This is a genomic window from Streptomyces sp. NPDC046985 (assembly GCF_040644415.1).
GTDB lineage: Bacteria > Actinomycetota > Actinomycetes > Streptomycetales > Streptomycetaceae > Streptomyces.
In genome coordinates this window covers 57,966-77,045 of the sequence record NZ_JBEYWK010000023.1, presented here as the reverse complement: position 1 = coordinate 77,045, position 19,080 = coordinate 57,966, and the positions used below count along the sequence as shown (strand labels likewise).

Annotated in this window: 13 protein-coding genes and 1 pseudogene; 2 read left to right on the top strand and 12 right to left on the bottom strand. The window is 70.3% G+C overall.

The window, feature by feature from the left end; genetic code table 11:
• Positions 1–21: 21 nt before the first annotated feature.
• From ABZ861_RS26580 to ABZ861_RS26560, 5 genes are all read right to left on the bottom strand, one after another.
• A complete protein-coding gene (locus ABZ861_RS26580; protein ID WP_361634876.1) occupies positions 22–3,729 on the bottom strand; it encodes a CHAT domain-containing protein in 3,708 nt (1,235 codons plus the stop codon).
• Positions 3,729–4,625 (bottom strand): hypothetical protein, encoded by an 897-nt coding sequence (locus ABZ861_RS26575; RefSeq protein WP_361634873.1) that lies wholly within the window; start codon positions 4,623–4,625, stop codon positions 3,729–3,731. The genes ABZ861_RS26580 and ABZ861_RS26575 overlap by 1 nt, the downstream gene beginning before the upstream one ends.
• 2 nt (positions 4,626–4,627) lie before the next feature.
• Positions 4,628–4,981, bottom strand: a complete 354-nt coding sequence (locus ABZ861_RS26570) for a hypothetical protein (RefSeq protein ID WP_361634870.1) — start codon at positions 4,979–4,981, stop codon at positions 4,628–4,630.
• Between the two features lie 236 nt (positions 4,982–5,217).
• Positions 5,218–5,613, bottom strand: a complete 396-nt coding sequence (locus ABZ861_RS26565; RefSeq protein WP_361634867.1) for a hypothetical protein — start codon at positions 5,611–5,613, stop codon at positions 5,218–5,220.
• On the bottom strand, positions 5,613–6,152 hold the full coding sequence (locus tag ABZ861_RS26560) for a hypothetical protein (protein ID WP_361634865.1): 540 nt from the start codon (positions 6,150–6,152) through the stop codon (positions 5,613–5,615). The genes ABZ861_RS26565 and ABZ861_RS26560 overlap by 1 nt, the downstream gene beginning before the upstream one ends.
• Before the next feature lie 12 nt (positions 6,153–6,164).
• Here ABZ861_RS26560 and ABZ861_RS26555 point away from each other — a divergent pair, with 12 nt between their 5' ends.
• A complete protein-coding gene (locus ABZ861_RS26555) occupies positions 6,165–6,347 on the top strand; it encodes a hypothetical protein (protein WP_361634862.1) in 183 nt (60 codons plus the stop codon).
• Between the two features lie 742 nt (positions 6,348–7,089).
• Here the strand turns inward: ABZ861_RS26555 and ABZ861_RS26550 are convergent.
• From ABZ861_RS26550 to ABZ861_RS26525, 6 genes and pseudogenes are all read right to left on the bottom strand, one after another.
• A pseudogene (locus ABZ861_RS26550) lies at positions 7,090–7,704 on the bottom strand (ATP-binding protein); the annotation flags it as partial.
• A complete protein-coding gene (locus ABZ861_RS26545; RefSeq protein ID WP_361634859.1) occupies positions 7,689–9,740 on the bottom strand; it encodes a Mu transposase C-terminal domain-containing protein in 2,052 nt (683 codons plus the stop codon). The gene ABZ861_RS26545 and the pseudogene ABZ861_RS26550, both read right to left, overlap by 16 nt.
• A complete protein-coding gene (locus ABZ861_RS26540) occupies positions 9,737–10,411 on the bottom strand; it encodes a TnsA-like heteromeric transposase endonuclease subunit (RefSeq protein WP_361634856.1) in 675 nt (224 codons plus the stop codon). The genes ABZ861_RS26545 and ABZ861_RS26540 overlap by 4 nt, the downstream gene beginning before the upstream one ends.
• Positions 10,412–10,864: 453 nt before the next feature.
• On the bottom strand, positions 10,865–11,806 hold the full coding sequence (locus ABZ861_RS26535) for a hypothetical protein (protein ID WP_361634854.1): 942 nt from the start codon (positions 11,804–11,806) through the stop codon (positions 10,865–10,867).
• A gap of 655 nt (positions 11,807–12,461) precedes the next feature.
• Positions 12,462–13,523, bottom strand: a complete 1,062-nt coding sequence (locus ABZ861_RS26530; RefSeq protein ID WP_361634851.1) for a bifunctional DNA primase/polymerase — start codon at positions 13,521–13,523, stop codon at positions 12,462–12,464.
• Complete coding sequence (locus ABZ861_RS26525; protein WP_361634848.1) at positions 13,520–15,772, bottom strand: hypothetical protein; 2,253 nt, start codon at positions 15,770–15,772, stop codon at positions 13,520–13,522. Before ABZ861_RS26525 ends, ABZ861_RS26530 begins: the two co-directional genes overlap by 4 nt.
• A gap of 1,116 nt (positions 15,773–16,888) precedes the next feature.
• Between ABZ861_RS26525 and ABZ861_RS26520 the strand changes: the two genes are divergently transcribed.
• Positions 16,889–18,037, top strand: coding sequence for a Fic family protein (locus tag ABZ861_RS26520; RefSeq protein ID WP_361634845.1), 1,149 nt, complete (start codon positions 16,889–16,891; stop codon positions 18,035–18,037).
• Positions 18,038–18,415: 378 nt separating this feature from the next.
• Here ABZ861_RS26520 and ABZ861_RS26515 read toward each other — a convergent pair whose 3' ends face one another.
• Positions 18,416–18,745: a hypothetical protein gene (locus ABZ861_RS26515; RefSeq protein ID WP_361634842.1), complete on the bottom strand. Its 330-nt coding sequence runs from the start codon at positions 18,743–18,745 to the stop codon at positions 18,416–18,418.
• Positions 18,746–19,080: the final 335 nt, after the last annotated feature.

The following is a 19,080-nucleotide window of genomic DNA, read 5'->3' as shown; positions in this document are numbered from 1 at the left end:
CGTCGGACGGGCCAGCCGTGCTCAGGGGCCCATGTGGAGCAGACCCGCCCACAGGGTCGGTACCGGTCCGTACTGGTCACGCAGGGCGCGCAGCACATGCGTGACGGCCGCGGCGGGGTCCTGGCCGTGCTGGTCCGCGAGCCGCTGATAGAACAGCGTGGCTGCCTCTGCCGCCACCTCGTCGCTGATGGGCCACAGGGTGCTGATCACGTTCCGGAAGCCGGCCAGGTGGAAGGTGCCCGCCAGGTGCACGGCCTCGTCGGTGAGACCGACCACTCCCTGGGCGGTGCTGCACGCGGACAGGTAGGCGAGGCTCGCGGTGCCCGTCTCCAGCCGGGCGATCTCCCGGGTGGTCAGGGGCCCGTCCTGCAGGAGCAGCGCGCTGCGCGAGGCGTCGAAGGGATCGGCGTCGGCATGACAGGCGAAGTGGGCGATCCGGACGTCCCCGGCGAGTCGGCTCAGCACGGTCTCCCGGACGGCGTCGGCCCCCTCGAGGAACGTGGCCTCAGGCAGCAGCGCGGCCACCGAGGCGGCCTCTCGGCGCACGCCGGGAAGGGGGCTGGCGCCAGGGGGTTCCGGCACGGCAACAACCAGTGAGGAGCCCTCTGCGGTGGGCCTGCGACGGGCGTGTTCCAGCGCGCGCAGCGTCGGAGTGTAGGAGCAGACGGCGAGGTCTGGCAGGAATGCGGTGCCGTCGCGGGCGGCGGCCGCGTGCAGCGGTAGGAAGGACAGCAGCCCGGTCGGGCACCACCACAGTCGGCCAGGACGGTCGTCCCCCGCGTCAGTGAGTCCTAGCGCGGTGACGACGGGGTGGGCTACCGTCCGCCACAGCCAGTCCAGGATGCCGCGGATCCGGTTGCTCGCCGCCGCCTGTTTGAGCGCGTCCTCGGACAGACGCGCCCGTAGGGCAGCGAAGAGGGCCTGGAGCTGTGTGGTGACATCGGTGCTGGTCAGGTTGGGCAGCGGTACGACGGCGGTCTCGGAGACGGTGACGATCAGGGCGTCGCATCGATACGGGCTGACGTTCACGACGACCACTGGACCGTGGGCAGCGGCCTGCCGCAGCCGGTCGGCGGACAGGGGCTCCAGGAAGCGGTCGTAGCCGGGGAGCTGGCGGATCTCGGCCAGGATCTCGACGAAGGCGCTGTCCAACTCGTGTCGGAGGTCGGAGTTCGCCTCCCCATTGAGGTCGACCGCGCCGACGTGCCAGGAGGAGTCGCGCGCTCGGACTATCTCGTGGAAACGCCGGGCGAGCTCCGGGTGCTCGGCTTCGAGCCGGGTCGTCGTGTCGGGGTCACGGCTCAACGTGGCGCGGGAGAGCAGGATGCCCCGCCCCTGTTCCAGCAGTTCGAGGGCCAGGTCGGGGCGGCCGACCGTGATCGCGCAGCTGGCCGCCAGGCTGACCACGTCGCCCTGCCCACTGAGCTGACGCTGCTGATCCGTGTGCTGGCCGCGCGGTGAGGCGGCCTGCGGGAGCAAGTCGATGGCCGAGCGGAAGGCTGTCAGGGCTTCCTCCCAGTCCCCGTCGCTGGAGGCCAGGATGCCCAGAACAGATGACACCTGGATGCGCTCGGAGGGTGTGAGGTTGCGGTCGTCGAGCGCGCGGGACATCGCAAGGCGCGCCTCTCGCAGGTCCGTGGCATTCGCGGTTCGCTGGTGCCGGCGGCCCAGGGCAGCACCGAGGACGTACGCGTGGTGGCCCCACGAGGGGGCTCCGGCGGGCCTCAGCGCCACGGCCCGCCGGGCGACCGCGACCACGCGGTCGAGGTCGTCGAGCACACCCGCCATGTCCGCGCGCAGCAGCAGGTCGGCGAGCAACGGCAGGTAGCGGCGGGTCCGCTCGGTGGGCGGCCCGGCAGCGTCGGAGACGATCTCCTCCGTGAGGGAGATGGCCTCCAGCAGCTCCGCATGGCCGGTGTCCGCTTGGTCGGCCAGGGCCAGCACGATGGCCAGAACCCCGCGTCGGGCCGCCCCCACGTCAGTATCCGGGTCGGAGCCCTCGACTGAACCACGCTGCGCGGTGATGGCCTCGTCGAGATATTGCCGGCTGCCCGTGAGGCGCCACAGCTCGACCAGCGCGCTGCGCCAGGCATCGGCCACAGGCTTGCGAACATCCGTGCCGGACTGGAAGTCCTCGTGCAGGCGGTTCGCGGCCTCGATGAGCGAGTCGCTGTCACCCGTCATACGGTGCCGGCTGATGAGGGCGTCGTCCAGCACGTGCTGGACGAGGGACTCGCCCCCATATGCTGGCGGGCCGCTCGCCGCACGGGCGAGGCGGATGACACGGTCCGTCAGGCGCAGGTCGGGGGCGTCGCGTTCGTGGTTCACGGCCAGCGCCAGGATCAGTCGGTGCCGGCTCACGTCGGCGAAGACCGCGTCGTCCGCGCCGAGGTCCACCGCACGTTCCAGGAAGGTAAGCGCGTCGTTGAGGTCGTCGTCGGTATGGGACGACCCGTCCCTGCTGATCATGTAGCGGTGCAGGTAGGCGGAGCCGAGCTGGTCGAGGACGAACGACTCGGTCTCCGGCGCGGCGTCGACGGCGGCGCGCATGACGTCGATGTGCTGGTCGAGCCGGGGCAGATGCGAAGCGCTGCCGTCGTCGAAGCCGGCTTCGCGCAGTGCGAACGCCGCGGAAAGGTTGCGCAGCAGGGTGCCGTGGTGGGGCTCGTCCGTCGCGGTTTCGTCGAGCGCCCGGACGAACAGGTCGACGATCTCGTCCAGGTCCTCCAGGGACTGCTGCTTGCTCCGTTGGAGCAGCAGCGCCGTACCGAGGAGGTGGCGTGCGTAGGGCAGCGCGGGGTGGTCGCGTGCGGACAGCAGCCCGATGACGACGCGCAGCATCTGCTCGAAGTTCTGGAGCCACTTGTCATCCTCACTGGTCGACAAGCCGGTGAACTTCGTTCGGGCGAAGGCCAGTCCGGCGATCTGCAGCGCGAACTCCGGTGAGGGAACCGCGCCGTTGTCCTGGATTTGGCGCAGCATCTGGTTGAGTAGGACAGGGAGTTCCTCGTGCGGCTCTCCGGTCACCGTGTGCCATAGCTCCAACACGACGGTGAGGCCGAGCAGATGGGAGCCCATTTCCAGGCCCTGCGTGGAGCCGTGGTCCAGGGCCGCCCGGTAGGCGGTGATGGCACGACCCAGCGAGGCCGGATCCGGGTCGGCGGATGTGCCGGCTCGGGCGCGCCGCATGAGGATGACACCGAGGTTGCTCTGCCAGTGGGCGTAAAGGGAGTTGTCCGGTCCGATCAGCCGCAGCAGGATCCGCAAGCAGAGCGCGCCGCCCTCCATTACCAGCGAGCTGTCGACGACCTGTGGGTCGTCGGAGGTGACGGCGGCGTGGGCCAGCGTCTCAACGAGGTCGTGCACGATGCCCTGGAGCGAGCGCTCGGCGCCGAAGGTCGTGGTCAGTGCGTCGCCGACGCCGGGGGGTAACGGCCATGATTCCTCCTGTAAATCGAGCAGGGCCAGGCAGAAGAGCCCGACCGCCAGCTCGTCCTGGTCCACGGGCAATTTGCGGACCACCATGCGGTACCAGCAGAACCAGCCGACACTCCACAGGTGGGTGGGCATCAGAACCAGCTCGTTGTCGGTGCTCTGCTCTCCGAGGCTGTCCGTCAGGACGTCGGCCGCGTCCCGGACAGCCTCCGGCGAGAGCAGCACGTCGGCCTCCCGGCTCCGCTCGTAGGCTTGGAGCCGGTTGTACAACCGTTCCAGCGGTGTCCCCTGCATCAGGCATCCTTCCGGGCGCGCTCGGTGATGGCGACCCCCATGGCGGCGTCGAGCGGCCGGTCGTCGCCGGCTCCGGTCAACTGTCGTCCGAGCGCTGCCCCGTGGACGTCGACTACGGACTCGATGAGTTCGGCGAAGGCGGAGGCCGCCTGCCGGCCCCGCCTCCAAGCGAGTAGGGCCAAGGCGATGCCGATGGCAGCGGCGGGCCACCACCAGCAGCCCAGCAGGAGGTAGAGGGCGGCCCATCCGGCCAGGTTCCCGGCCGCGTCGAAGCCGGTTCGCGCGGCCACGCACTCATGCCGGGTCTCCTCGGGCAGCACCAGCCACAGGCGAGGCCAGCAGAAGGACAGGTCGATGCGGTATTCCGCCCACAGGCGCGCCTCGGCCGCGGCGAACCGGTCGCCAATCCAGGTCGGGCGGACGGGCCGGGCGAGCGCGATCCGATTGCGCGCCGCGGCCAGTTCCCCGAGCCGTTGCTGCGCGGCCGCGTCAGCGTGCCCCGTGGCGTCGAGCGCCAGCCGTTCGTTCGCGTAGCGCTCGTGGGCATTCTCCCACCGGGTCCGGCGGCGCCGTACCAGCCGGTTGTCCGGGCCGCCCCAGGCACCGAGCCACACCCACTGGGCGCTGGCGGCAAGTCCGCGCGCCGTGTAGCCGGCCGCGGCCGACACGACCACTACGGCGGCCAGCATGAGGACGGTTCCGGCGGAGCCCGCCTGCTGTGCTGTGCGCCCGAGTTCCTCGACCCCCGACAGGACCGCGGCGCCGTCCACGGCGTGCCGGTGTCCGGTGGCGTGTGCGACCACCAGGGCCGCTGCGTACAGCAGGCCGGGCAGGATCAACATGGTCAGCCAGGTGTCGGCGAACTTCTTCGCCAGCGTGGGCAGGAGGACGTCCACGGCTATGCCGACCGCGGAGCGAGCGGGCTTCCGGACAGGGCACACAGCGGCGCCGGATCGCCCGGGGCGCGCACCTCCCGGCGCGCGCAGCGGTCCTCGGGACACGCATAGATCCGGCCCGAGTAACGGGGCGTGGGTGCACCCGGCAGTGCCACGATCCGGGGGGACACGCTGATGTCGATGCCGAGCCGCCGAGCGAGGGCCAGGAGTCGGTCGCGCACCGGGTCCGCCGCCGCCGCGCGGCCGATGGCCTCCAGCTCGGCGACGGCGTCAGGGCCGTTCAGCCGGGCCAGAGTGTATAAGGAGGGAAAGCGTCGGCACAGCCAGGCTCGGTACTCGTGTTCCTCGTCGCCCACGAAACCGCAGCGTACTGGGCAGGACACAAAGCTGACCATGCCCCTTCGTACGTCGTCCGCGAACAGCCCTCAACGATCACGACGTGCTGGTCTGGGAGCGGGCACTGACCCGGCTGGCAGTCGAGGCCCCCCGCGTCTCCCGGGACTGACAGCCGCAGACATCCTGAAGCTCGGATCAGCCCGTAGACCAGCACCAGGTGTTACAGAGCAGCGCGCTGAGGGGCCTACGTAGCTTGTCAGTTGGTGGAGGGGAGCGGTGCGAGTCGTCGGTCGCTGTCGCGCTTCTTCAGGGCGAGGTTCTCGTGGTAAAGGTTCGCGGTCACGGTCGCGAGGGCGTCGAGTTTGCCATTGAGCTGCGTGATCGCGGCTTTCGCCTCACGAAGCTGTCTGCGGAGCTCGGCGATCGTCTCGTCCCGGGCGACTTCGCCGGGGGTGCGGAGGACGGGTCGGGTGACCTTGGCGTTCCACTCGGCGAGGATGTCGTCGGCGCGGTGGACGGTGGCGTGGCTGACCTGGGCTTCTCGGGCGAGGTTCTCCTTGGTGAGGGCGCCGTCGGTGTGCAGGGGCTCGCCGGCCAGCAGCCGGGCCATGGCCTCGCGGAGCTTGGTGGCGGTCTTGGCGGACACCGGCATCAGGGGGTTACTCCTTCCTGCCGGAGCCCACGGGTGATGCGCTGGACGTCGGCGAGACGGATCAGGACGGCTTCGCGGCCGGGTGGTGACAGGGTGGGGTCCTGGGATCTGGCGGTGAGGTCGTCTTCCTCGGCGATCCAGATGGGAGCGTGTCGTCGGGTGATCACGGAGTTGCGGCAGCGGTCGGGTTGGCAGGCGCCGATCAGCGGGGCCGTGCCCCGCTGATCGGCGGGCAGGTCGTTCTGGCACTCGGCCTGCGGGGCGTCGAACATGCAGTGGTTGATGGTTCCCAGGTGGAGGTTGGTGAACTGGGCGGCGAGCAGGGCTGCTTCGGCCTGTTCATCGGCGATCTGCGCCCGCAGGACGGGGTCCTCGTTCATGGTCGCGATGACCGTGTCCAGGCCGGCGTGCAGCCGGTCGGCGCCGGGCCCGACCGCGACCTTTTCGCCTGTCCGGCGGGCCCTGAGCAGGTCGACCAACCTGAGTGCGGCGGCGTACTCGAGTTGCTGGTTGAACTCCTTGGCCCACTGGCTGTCCATTTCGGCCACCTCATGCACCAAGAGGCCGACGAACTCACCACCGCCCTGAAACAGACGGACGTACTCCCGGTGCTGAGCCGTCAGCTCATCGCCATGAGCAAGATCGCGTGGGGCAAGCACCGTCATGTCCAGATGTCCTTCGGTATCTTCGGAGTGGGCGCCACCCTCGTCTTCCTCGCGGGACTGCTCAACTGACCCCATCAATCCAGCAGGCCGCAGCACGCCGCGCGCCCCAACCTGGAAGAGGGAGCATGAAGATCCCAGGGCCTACACGCACCCCAGTACGTGTAGGGGGCCTGGGAGCGGTGCCCCTGGCCCCGGACAGCGAAGGACCCCGGGCCGCCCTGCGCCCCGGGGTCCTTCCGCGTCTCCCGTCGCCGCTCAGAGCCTGTTTCTGAACCCTGGCGTCTCGATAGCGTCACCAGGAGGCGTCACGCGGTGACGCCTCCTGAACGGGAACGTTTCCGCCATGCCCGCGTCCGGCAGCGTGGTGAGCAGTACAGGCTGTCGGATCGCTTCGTCTTCCCGAACGGGGTCTCCGCGGAGTACCAGGTGCTGCCGCACTCCGGGCACCTGAACTGGGGCCACGGATGGCGGCGTCCGTCGAGAACCGCTTTGAGAGCAGCGCCGCCGGCCTCGATCGCCTCGCGGCGGGCCTTCATCGTGCGCCAGGCCCTCGTTCTGCACGTCGCTGAGCAGTACCGACGGCTCTTCCTGGACCCGTCCGGAAGAGGCTTCCCGCACTGACGACAGCGCGGAGTCTTCCTGCTCACCACCACCCCTCCAGAGTGCCCGTCCGCCCCGGCCTCTGACCACCACCTCCACCGGAGCCGTTCGGAGAGCGGTCACCGTGACCGCTCCCCGAACGGTTGTACAAAGCTCCCATTCCGGACTGGCGGCCCTTGACCTGCTGTTACGGGGTTCAGAAACAGGCACTGAGGGTGTCGGCGACCTCGGCACCGTTGCGGCTGGTCAGCGAGATGTTGTGGAGCTCGTCGACGAGGACGAGGCCGGTGCGGGCGTCGGTGCAGACGCCGACGACGGCTTCGATGATGTCGGTGATGTTGAACCGGGCGGCCAGCGGCAGGCCCAGGAAGCGGGCGAACTCCGCCGCGATCATGCGGGGCGTCGCGGCGGGCGGGACGGTGATGTAGAGGACCGGGATGCGGCCCAGGTCGCCGGGATGACGGGAGCGGTCCAGGAGTTCGTGGGCCAGGCCGAGCTGGGTGATGGCGATCGTCTTGCCGGTGCCGGCCGGCCCGGAGACGATCAGCCCGCGGCGGGCGCTGATCGCGTGCCGGTTGAGCAGGACCAGGCGCCGGCCGGTGGCGACGGTGTGCTGGACGGTGGAGGTGCGGACCACCAGCAGACGGGTGTGGTAGTCGAGCCGCTGCTCGTCGTAGGCGGTCCGCCTGGCCGCGGGCAGGGCGGCGTACTCGTCCGGGGAGAGCCGCGGCGGTGCCTCGGGCGGGCGGTCGACGAACCGGATCCAGCCTTCGAGGGTGGTCAGGTGCTGTCCGGGCTCCTCCGGCTCGCTCACGGTCGCCTCCAGGGGTCTTCGAGCGGGTCGAACAGGCCCAGCGGGATCACGTCGGCCAGCACCTCCTCGTCCGGCCCGGCCTCTGCTTCGGCCGGCTCGGCGGGGGCCGGGACGGAGGGGCCGGTGTTCTTGGTGCGGGCCGCGACCCGCCGCTCGCGCCGGCTCGGCTTCGGGCCGGGCCCGCCGGGTGGTCCGGCGTGCGCGCGGGTCAGCAGGGCGGAGACGGCGTCGGCGAGTTCCTCCTCCGTCGCCTCGGGCAGATGCCGGGCGACGTGATCCCAGGCCAGGTCCCCGAACGGCACCGGGACCCGCTTCAGATGCTTCCAGGTGGCCGGCACCCACCCGCCGTCGCCGTGGTGGTCGCGTACCCAGATCCGGGAGACGTCGTAGGGGTCGTGGTGGACTTCCCAGAGCCCGCGCCTGGCCTGGACGCCCGAGTGCTGGCGCCGCATCGGGCCCAGCTCCTCGCTGTCGTAGATCCGGTTCTTGATCTTGATGCCGTAGTCGTTGACGACCCGCCAGAGGGCGGGCAGCAGTTCGACGTAGTCGTCGCCGCTCAGCGCGACCGGGACGTAGCCGCAGGCCTCGATCAGGGCGGCGTACTTCTCGTTCGGGGTGAACGCCCGGCCTGGGTGGGCGGGATCCCGCAGCCCGTCGTGCGGCCGGTTCTGCCAGGCGGCGACGATCCACTCGTCCAGGAGCTCCTGCAGTTCCAGCAGGGACCACAGCCGCTCGCGCTCCAGGTGGCGGCCGCGGTGGTCGGTGCTGCGGCCGGTGTAGCCGGCCACGAACTGGGCGAACAGGGTGGCCACCGAGCCGAGCATCTTCTCGATGTGGCCCTTCTCGAAGGGCGAGCCCTTGTGGGTGGGCTGGAACTCGATCTGGAGGAACCGGCAGGAGGACTGGAAGTTGCGGGAGACGAAGACCTTCCCGTGGTCGCAGACGATCGTCTCCGGCACGATCACCGGCCGGGCGGCGGCGTGGGCCAGGCGCTCGTCGAGCTGAAGAAGGCGGCGGTGCGGCAGCACCGAGCGGGACATCGCCAGCGCGTCCGCCCAGCCCGGCCGCATGGGCTCGGGGGTGACCGTGCGGGCCAGCAGCACGCTCGCGTCGACCGACTTCGTGGTCGGCCGCAGCACCGCCGCGGTCAGCGTCCTGGTCGCGACGTCGATCATGCCGGTGAGATCGACCTTCCCGGTCACCCCGCTGTCCAGCAGGACCAGGACGTCGAGCGGGGTGGAGTCGATCTGCATGATCTCGCCCGGCGCGAACACCTCCCGCTCGCCGAACGGCCCCACCGCCCCGTGGGCCCGCGAACGCCGGGTGACAGCCGAGCCGAACGTGTGGGTGCCGTCGGTGAGCTTGGCCAGCAGCCGGTAGAGGGTCCGCTCCGAGGGCAGCTTCACCGCCCGGCCCTCGGGCGTCTGCCGCAGCAGCTCGCCGGTCCGCCAGATGATGAACGTGCCCCGGCGGGTCGAGGCGTCGACGGCCTCGGCGACCGCCTGCCGCATCGCCGCCACGACCCGGTCGTCCACCGCCCCGAAGGCCGGCTTCCTGCGGACCGGCCGGTGATCGGCCAGCCCCATCACGCCCTGGGCCTGGTAGCGGCGCCGCTTCAGCGCGACCGTACTCGCCGCGGCCCGATGCCCGGCCGCGGTCAGCTCGGCGGCCTTCGCCCGCTCGCGGACCGTCAGCGACCGGCCCGGACCGTACTCGGGCCGCGGCTCGGCGCCCGGCTCCGCGCCCGGTGCCATGCCGTGCAGCACCTCGAGGATGTGCCCTTCCCACCACAAGGCCTTCTGCCTCGCCTCCTGCGGCAGCGTCTCCAGCTGGGAGGCTGCCGGCAGCGGCATCCGCACCGGGCTGCCGATCACCGCGAAGTCCTCCGCGGCCAGCAGCTCGTCCGTCCCCACCACCAGCGGCTCCACCTCGCCGTCGCCGGTCAGCGTCACCGAGGTCGCCGAGACCGCCACCACCGTCCGGACCTGCCCCGCGGCCCGCACCCAGGCGCCCGCCTCGATCGCGGCCGGCCGCCGCAGACGCGTCACCGGCTCCTCCCCCTCGCCCAGATCACGGTCCCGCTGTGCAGCAATTCCCCCGCCAGGTCGGCCTCCAGGGCGCCGGACCACAGCAGATGGAACAGGTGCGGCAGCACCAGCAGCGGATCACCCACCCGCTCCGCCCCCGCCCGAAGCGGGCCCGGCTCGGCGAACAGCTCCAGCAGAGCGTCCACGACGTCCGGCCGGCGGGCGGACCGGGCCCGGCGGTAGCGCACCAGCCACCGCACGTTCGCCATCAGCACCGGATCGGGCACCCCCACCCGTACGAACTCCCAGCCCACCGCCCGGCAGGCCCGCGCCGTCGCCGCGAAGGCCTCCGCGGACGCCTCGTCGATTCGGTCGCCGGCCCGGACGTCGACCACACGCGCCCGCCCGTCCGCGAGGCGCACGAAGTAGTCCGGCGCGTGCCGACGCTGCCGCCGCCCGTCGTGCCAGTGCAGCCAGAACGGCTGCGAGGCCACCCCGACAACGTCCGGGTCCCAGTCCAGCAAGATCAGCCGGTCCCGCTCCAGCCAGGACTCGAACCCGACCAAGTCCCCCGCGGTCACCGCGTAGTACCAGCCCGCGAACCCCCGGGCACCCTTGTCCCACCGGAAGCCACGAACCGGCTCGGCCTCCTCGAACCGCGTACTCCACCCCTCGGCCAGCGGCACCCTCACCCGCTCACCCGACACGGAAAAGTCCAGCTCAAAGGCCGATAACGCTGCATCCCCGTACGCACGCGCAGGTGCCCCCACCACGCCCCCAGACCAGTGACCGCCCCGAGTGCTCAAGCTTCGATGACAGGAAAGTACGGTTCGTCAGACTTCGGTGGCAATCGAACAAGATTCGTTGTCGGAGGACATCAGGCAGCGGCGGGTGACCAGCGTGTTCGCCGACGGAGGCGCAGCCGTGTGGGAGCGGTGGCGCCGGCGCGGGGTCCGTTCCGGGACCGGCTTGGGCGTCACGGTTCGGCCGCCTCTCACCGGCGCCATGTCGAAGGAGGAGGCCGCACCGGTCTGTATGGCCTCTGGTGCGCCTTTCGGGGGCATGGTGGCAGCCCGCGCGTCTCGGGAGTGACGGCGGGTTCGGCAGCGGTGTGGCGGCGGGCCGGGACGATTACGGGGCGGGGGTCAGACGGGTGGTCCCGGGTCGGAGTGTCGGGTGATGCGGAAGCCGCGGGCGCCGCTGGTGCGCGGCAACTTGCGGATGTCGATGCCGTGTTGGCGCAGGACCGGCGCGAGGGACGTCAGGCGGGCGGAGAGCAGGGCGGTTGTTCTGGGCCAGTTGTCCGGGATCGCACCGGGTGGTCGGAGCACCTCGTCGATCTGGGCGGTGGTGGCCTGCCACTGGGTGGTGGTGGCGGTGGCGGACCAGCGGGTGAGGGCGGTGGCGACCGGGTCGGCGTCGATGACGTCGTCGGTGACCGAGCGCTGGGAGCGGTTGTAGATGTCCAGGGTGTCCCAGCCGGTGACCGCGTAGAGCGCCCACAGCATCTCGGCCCAGTCGGCCATCCGCGGCTTTCGGGTGAGCTGTTCGGCGGCGTCGGGCAGGCGCGCCCACACTGCGGCGGCCAGGTCGACCAGGCCGCCGAGGATGCGGCCGTGCGCGGCGCGGTAGCGGCGCCACAGGTCGTGTTCGCTGCGCCGGGCCTTGGGGTCGATGGCCTCCATGGTGAAGGGAATGAGGCGGTCGCCGAGGTCGGCTTGGAGGGCTCCGACGTCGATGGCGGTGAGCAGGACGGGGCGCTTGTAGGCCCAGGAGGTGACGTCGCCGTCGGTGTACATCTCCCGCTTGGCGACGGCGGCTCCCGTCGAGGACCGGCGCAGGAAGTCCGACAGCCACCGGGGGATACCGGCGAGGTTGTCCAGGCCCATGGTCCACCCCGCGGAGGCGGTCACCATGGCGTCGTCCTCGCTGCGGGGGACGCTGCGGACCTCGGCGCGGATCCCGTCCAGGACGCGCAGCTGCTGCCGGGCCGTCGTGGTCTTGGCGGTGCCGGGTTCGCCGTTGAGGTAGGCGATGGGGCGCGGCATGTCGGGGCGCAGCCCGGCCAGGAGCCACGCGACGGCCATCCGCCAGGACGGCTCGGTGAGCGCGGACAGCTCGCGCAGCAGCCCGGATCGCGTTCGGGAAGCGGTAGTTCGCCGATCAGGTTGGTGCGCCGCCATAGCGGGCCCTCACCGACGGGCGGGGTGGTCACCGACCAGGTGCCCGGCTCGATGAGCACGCTGAGCCCGTCGGAGCGGCCCAGGTCGAGCCAGGTTGCCTGCTCGTCGGCCGGGTCGGCGGCGATCCGCAGGCAGACCGGCTGCTCCTCGGCGTCCAGGGCGAGGGCGTCCATGGAGGCGATCGCGTCGGTCAGGCAACCCTGGGACGGAGCCCGGCCGGTCGCCAACACGTAGGAGCGGTTGAGAAGTTGCCGCAAGGAGCCGGTGCCGCTGAAGCCGCCGTTGGCGCGCAGCGGGCGGGCGATCGGCGGTCCGGCGGCGGGGACGGCGTACGCGGTCTGGTCGTGGCGCACCAGGTGGCACTCATCCATGCCCAGGTGCAGCAGGATGTCGGCCTGCGAGAACTTCGGCCCGCGCTCGGGACGCTGCTGCGGCTCCTCCGGGGCCACGTCGCCCGCCGCGGCCGCATCCGCCGGTTCGCCGGTCCGCGGGCCCGGCCGGGCGGAGCGGGGTTCGGTGGCCGGGAAGGGCAGCGGGAGACGGGTGGTGAAGGGGTGGTTCATGGCCGTGCTCCCGTGCTCGGGACGGTGCGCGGCGAGCGCATGCCCGCCTGAAGTGCGCGGCGGAGGGTGGACTGAGCTTTCGCCTCGCCGGGATCGACCCCGGCCTGCGCGGCGGCGTCGGTGAGCGCCTGGTGGACGGCGTCGAGGTCCAGCAGCCCGGCGCCCACGAGCCGGCCGAGCCGGAACCCGGCGCGGTTTATCGTGTCGTTGCGGCCGGCGCGCGCCGAGGCCACGGCGTCGACTTCACCGCGCAGCGCCGCGGCGGCGTACGCGGACCCGTCTTGCGGCTGGTGCCGGACGGTGGGGCGGGGAAGGCGAATCCGGGCCGGCGGCGGGGCGTCAGGGTCGCGAGCGCGCAGGCCGACGCGCGTGAGTTCGAGCGCGAGCCAGCGCGGCACCCGGACCGGTTCCGTTGCGGGCCCGAGCCTCTCGTAGCGGCCGCCCGTGGTGACGGTGCCGGGCGCGACGGCGGTGGACCAGCCGGCCCGCACGTCGACCTGCCAGCCCAGCTGGCTCGAGCCCTGCGTGAACCGCCCGCTGCTCTCGGCCCGGTACCACAGGTGCAGCCCGCCCGAGGGGGTGCGCACCGTCAGCGTCGGCGGGGCGTGCAGCAGGCTCTCGGCGCGCCTCACCCGGCACAGCAGTTCCAGCACATCCACCCCGGTCCGCACCGACCCCGTACCTGGCGTGGTCGCCAGGTCGATGCCGGGCAGCAGGAGTGCAGCGTCCGGCGGCTGGCGATGGTGGTCGTCCAGATCGACGACCACCAAACGGGACGGGCCAGTGGCCACGCCGACGGCGAAGTCGCTGCCGCTCCACCAGGACCGGATCAGCTCCGGCTCCCGTGTCGCCGCCCGCACCCCGTGGCAGAACCGCCCCGCGGACAGACACCCGCAGCCGCCGGCGTCCTCGGGGAACCCGCAGGCGGCCCGTTGCCCCGCCGCCGACGGCCGGCACCGACGACAGTTCCCGGGCGGACGCTTGGAGTTGGGCAGCAGCGGATGCACCCACCACCCCCGACCCGCACAGCTCAAGGCCAGCTCACGACCGGCGTTCACGCCGCGGTCACCGCCCCGGAACCCTCGGCCACCCGTGCCGACGGCACAGGGGCGTCGCCGTCGAGCGGCAGGTCCGCACACCGCGCCATCCGCTCCCGCCAGCCACCCGACCGCTCCCGGATAGGCCCCTGGGCCGCGGCCCGGACCTCTCCGAGCCGCTGCGCCAGTAGGGCCTCGGCGCACCGCCGGGCCGCCGCGCCGGCCGTGGTGCGCACCTCCGGCTCTCCTCGCCGCCGCAGCCGCTCGATCGCGGCTACCCGCTCGCCCTCGACCCGGGCCTCCGGACCGTCGAGCAGAACCTGAAGCGCCCGTGCCTGTTCCCGGCCGCAGATCTGCTCGGCCAGCTCCCTGACCTGCCAGGCCACCCCCACCTTCGGCAGCCCCTCGCCGCGCAGCCGCTGCCGGGCCTGCCCGACCTCGGCCTCCAGCTGCGTAAGGCATCCGGTCAGCCGGGCCGCCGCGCCCGGCGCATCCACCGGGCCGACGGCCACGGCGGCGAACTGAGCGGCCTGCTCCAGGGCCTTCCGCGCCGTGCGCTCCTGCCCGCACGTCAGGCACAGCCCGCTGGCCTGGGGAATCTTGCAGTCCGCGCACGGCTGCGCGGCCAACTTCGCCTCCTCCTCGGCGCGTTCCCTACGACACTGGGCCAACGCCTCCTCGCGCCGGGCGCGTTCTACGACGGCGTATTCCCGCCGTACAGCGGTCACGGCGGCTTGTCGGGCTACCTCCCGGCCGAGCCGCGCTTCCACCTCCGCCCGGAACGCGTCCGGCTCCAGGCGGGGCAGCTCCTCGGTGACGGCCCGGGCGACCTGGTGCCGCAGGGCCCGCCGGACCCCGATCAGCAGCTCGCAGGACGGGCACACCAGCCCCGTCTCCATCCGGACCCCGTCATCGCACCCCGTGGCGTAGCACTCCGCACGCTGCGGCAGACCCCGCCCAACCAGCCACCCGACCGGATCACGCACAGGCTCCCCGCACTGCGCGGCCAACCGCCGCTCCAACCGCTCCGCCAACACCACCGGGGCCTGCTCCAGGCCGACGATCCCGCCCAGCCGCACCAGCTCAGCCCGCGCCGCCGCCCGCACCCGGTGCCTACCCCCCGCATGACCGATCCGCGCCCACTCCCAGCGCACCGGACTCAATACCCGCTCGAGCCCACCCGGCAACGACCACCGCAGCGCGGCCGCCGCTCCCGCCGTCAGAGCTTGTCCGAGCTTCCGTCCGACGTCGAGATCCTGCTGCTGTTCCCCGCGAAGCGGGCGACCGGAGCCACCCGAGGCGCCCACGAGATCCACCGGACCCGAACCGGGGCGGTCCTCGCGCTCGTACGCGCGTCCCGGCGACGCCGAGGACCCCGATACGGCTTCGCCGGAAAAGCGAAACGAAGCAGTACCAAACCCACCTTGAGTAACCACGGACGCGTGGTCGGCGTGGAGCGGTGCACAACGAGCCCGGTCGTCGATGACCTCTTCAACACCCTGTTCGCCCAGCTCAGAGGCCCTTTCTGGCTCAACTACCGAACCCCCGGGAGTCGCCTGACCTCTGAGTGCACCATCCACATCGAGCAGACCGCCCTCCAGGATCACGAAGAAGCCCGGCTGCTCCCACCCCTCCCCCGGGTTCGCCGGATCCTCGACCTCCACCCCAGCCGTGCAGTGCACGCACGCCAAGCCCTGACCATCCGAACCGTCATCGCAGACTTCGACGTCCTCCTGCACCTCGTCCCGGACGACTCGCAGCGCCCCCGCAGAACGGCCGTGCGCGGCGGCCACCGCAGGCACCACCACCTTCACCCGCGCGCCGGCCACGCCGCGGCCCGGCACCTCGAGCAGCCGTTGGCCGACCAACCCGTCCACCACTCGGGCTGCTTCTTCCAGCGAGCACCTCAGCAACCGCGCGACCGTCGCGTCTACCCGATCGAACCCAGCCGCCACTGCCCCGCCGATCAGCCGGACGCTGCCATCCGGCCGGGCCGCCATCACCAACCGCAGCAGCCCCAAACGCTCGGCCGCCGCCCCCCGACCCCGACGCGCCGCGAGCAGACCGGGAGGAGTCTCCGCCTTACCCACAGGAGCCCACCCTGGGCCGACGACGGCCTCGCACAACGACAGCAGAACCGCGAGATCCCGCTTCTCCAGAGCCAACGGGTCGGCACGCCGCGCCCGAGCGGCCGTCAACGGCAGCAGTTCCCAGCAGAGACCCGCCACGCGACGTGCACCCTCAACCGACTTCGTTACTACTTCGGTCACCACAACATTCGAATCGCGCAGAGCTGGAAGCACTCGATGGTCGACGTAGGACTCCGACACTCCCAACCACCGAGCCAACTCTCCGGCCCTCATGTTGAACTGCGGCTGCTTCGATGGCGACTTTGCTAGGAGGACGACTGCAGCTGCTCGCTCAACGAGCGTTTGCTCGTTGAGCGAGTCATCGGCGAGGAGCGTGTCAAGCGCGCCTACAAGTCGCTCGCGGGTCCGGGCGTGCAGTCGCAAGGGTTGCTGAAGAGGTCGGGGCGCCCGGTGAGCGGCGTGGACGTCGGGGGCACGGCCGACCTGTTCTCCCGATCTACCAGGGGGCGTTGAACGTTTTGTCGTACTTTGGGCGCGGTCTCGGGGTGACTCTGGCGTGCCTGTTTTAGGCAATACGAGACTAGCCCTATGGCTGGCGGTTATGATCTGCTCCAGAACTACATAGGGATGAGGGCAAAACTCAACTGGCCGCTCGACCCATCGGCAGGTATTGCCTGGTCAGCGGAGGTGAGCGAGTAGTACGGGTCAGGTCAGATGAGCGATGAGCCTCCTCCTGCGCCGTGATCGTGGTTGGCGCCACGAACACTGGCGGGTCGAGCCGAACGAATCGGCTGGCTGCACATGGACATGCGAATGCTCGGGGTGGCTCCCCGAGCGGCGAACGGGCAACTTGGCTGAGTTGTCCGACAGGCGACCGTCGGGGTCGCCTTTTTGTTTTCCCGCAGACCCGGAGTCATGGTCACCGCTTCCATGCGGTGGTCGTCCGGGCAACGAGGGTCTGGCTGGACCTTCGTCGTTTGGGGGAAGCGATGTGACGCAGGGGCTGCCCTACGTGGTGACGCGTTGTCAGGCGCCGGGACCCAGAGGGGCCAGACGTCTGGAGGCATCACATCAAACATCACGCGAGACAGACTATCCTTAAACACATCCTCTTGAGGTTAAAGCTTAGGAGCGTGTTTGGTGGCAAGGTTTACCGAGCAGCGATGGCAGTCGCGGCCCGATGCCGATGCAACGTGGGCGGCGAACCTGCCCGAGAACTTCCGGGCCTACGTACCGGATGGGCTCTGTGGTCGCCCAATCCGACTATCGACGGAGGTGGCTGCTGAGGTTTCGGCTGTGGAAGCACTCGTGCGCTCGTTGGGGGATGCGACGCCGACCAGCCCGCATCTGGAGTCTCTGTCCCGGTTCCTGTTGCGGTCCGAGGCCGTCGCTTCGTCACGGATCGAAGGCGTGGTGGCGTCGGCGCGAGCGGTGGCTGAACTGGAGTTGGTGCTCGGCATGAAGGCTGGTGACGAGTCACGGGCACCACGTGGTGTGGACGCGAGCGCGCGGGAGGTGGTGAACAACGTCTTGGCGCTTCGGCAGGCTGTCACGAGCTTGCACTCCAGCCCGGTTGTTGCTCCCCGGGACATTGACTGCCTCCAGCGGGCGTTGATGGTCGGGACCGACCAAGCAGCGGACGCGGGGACAGTGCGGCAAGTGCAGAACTGGGTGGGTGGAGGCGGCCTGAGCCCTCATGGCGCCGAGTATGTGCCTCCTCCCCCCAGTCGGGTGCCGGCGCTGATGGAGGATCTGTCAGCTTTCCTCTCCCAATCGCATCCCCTGCCCCTGGTCCAAGCGGCCTTGATTCATGCGCAGTTCGAGACGATCCATCCGTACACCGACGGTAACGGGCGTACGGGGCGTGCGTTGATTCATACGGTTCTCGCTCGGCAAGGGCTTGCCGTGGGCCACGTCCTGCCCATCTCGATGTCGCTCCTGTCCCACGCTCGCGAGTACATCGCAGGACTCAACGCGTACCGATACGAGGGCGATGCAAGTGGTCCATCAGCCTTGGCTGGCACGGACGCCTGGATCAGAGTCTTCCTGGCGGCCACACGTGACGCAGTGGCCGAGTCGCGGCGCTTCACGTCCGAGCTTGCGGAGATGCGGAGTACTTGGGACGCCCGTTTGGCCGGCCACCGTCAGCGCCTGAACCTACGCACCGTGCCCCGGAAGGACTCGGCAGTTGTACGGATCATGGAGCAACTTCCAGGCGTGCCGGTTGTCACCGCACGGGCTGCGGAGTCGCTGCTCAAGGTGTCATTCGTTTCGGCCAACAAGGCTCTGGACGAGCTTGCTCAAGCAGGTGTCGTTCACGTCAAGGAGGTTGAGCGTGGCGCGCGCGTGTTTTTGGCGACCGACGTCCTTGACCTGATCAACAGTTCCGAGCGTCGGCTCACGTACCAGCAGTGGGACTTCAGCGAGCCGAAGGCCATCTGGTAGCCGACCGCGGGGACTGCGACGAGTGCTGGTTCCTTTTCCTTTAACGTCTGAGGGGCTCCGTTAAAGGAAAAGGTTACCCAGAGTGACGGAGTCGACGGGTGTGCTCGAGTGTTCCAGTCGCCGCGCTATGTCCGGATTGCCGTTGCGCGAGGATGACGGTGCCGTCGACTGGATGCGGGACGGACAGCTCCTCTGCGGTGAATGCCCTGTGAGAGCGCAGCCCCTTCAGGGTGCTGAAGTGATTGTCGCCACTCGCTCGGGATCAGACAGCATCGGCTTGTGTGCAGTACGCGCTCCTGTCCCTCCGCCCCGCTCCAGGCTGAGGCGCGGACGATATACCAAGTTCGCCACGCGTATTCCTCGCCGGCCGCAGACGTCTCAATGCTTTCGGGGCGCCGTAGCTGCTGCGTCCAGAATCGGCGGATAGCCCTGGGCGCGAAGCCAGGAGTCAAGCACCTCGGCGACCACATTGCCAGGCCCGGGTGCGCCATGCTCAGCGTTGTATGCGTTGATTCGAGTCTTTAGGTCGAGCGCTGCTGGAACGGAGTAGTTGAGCTGCTCCCGGCTCACGCCCCGCTTCTCAATCAATTGCCGAGTTTCTGGATGAGCTGATAGCCATGCGTCGTCGGAATCGGAGTATTCCTCCATTGATTCAATGGACCGGGCGAGTTCTCGCAGTCGTTCGGAGATTTTAGCCTTGGGTGTCATACCGACCTCTTTCTATCTGTGGTGTGACGGATAGTCTAACGCCTAGGCAACTAGCCGTCGTAACGGACGCAGGTGTGTTGATGTTAGAGCTCGGTAGCTTCATCGCGGTACCCACTCGTCCGGACTCGTCGGTCCGCGCGATGATGATGTTGTCTGCATGTCGATCCGAGTCCGAGAAGTGCGGGCTTGGTGGGGGTGGCGGAGGGTGGGGGAAGCGTTCGGCGTGGAGACGTGCTGGGGTCGCTGAGTTGGGGGCGTGGATATCTACGTCTACACGCCTAGGCTTAAGACTAGGCTAATAGTCGTGTCAACGGACGTGGAAATAGTGATGGAGG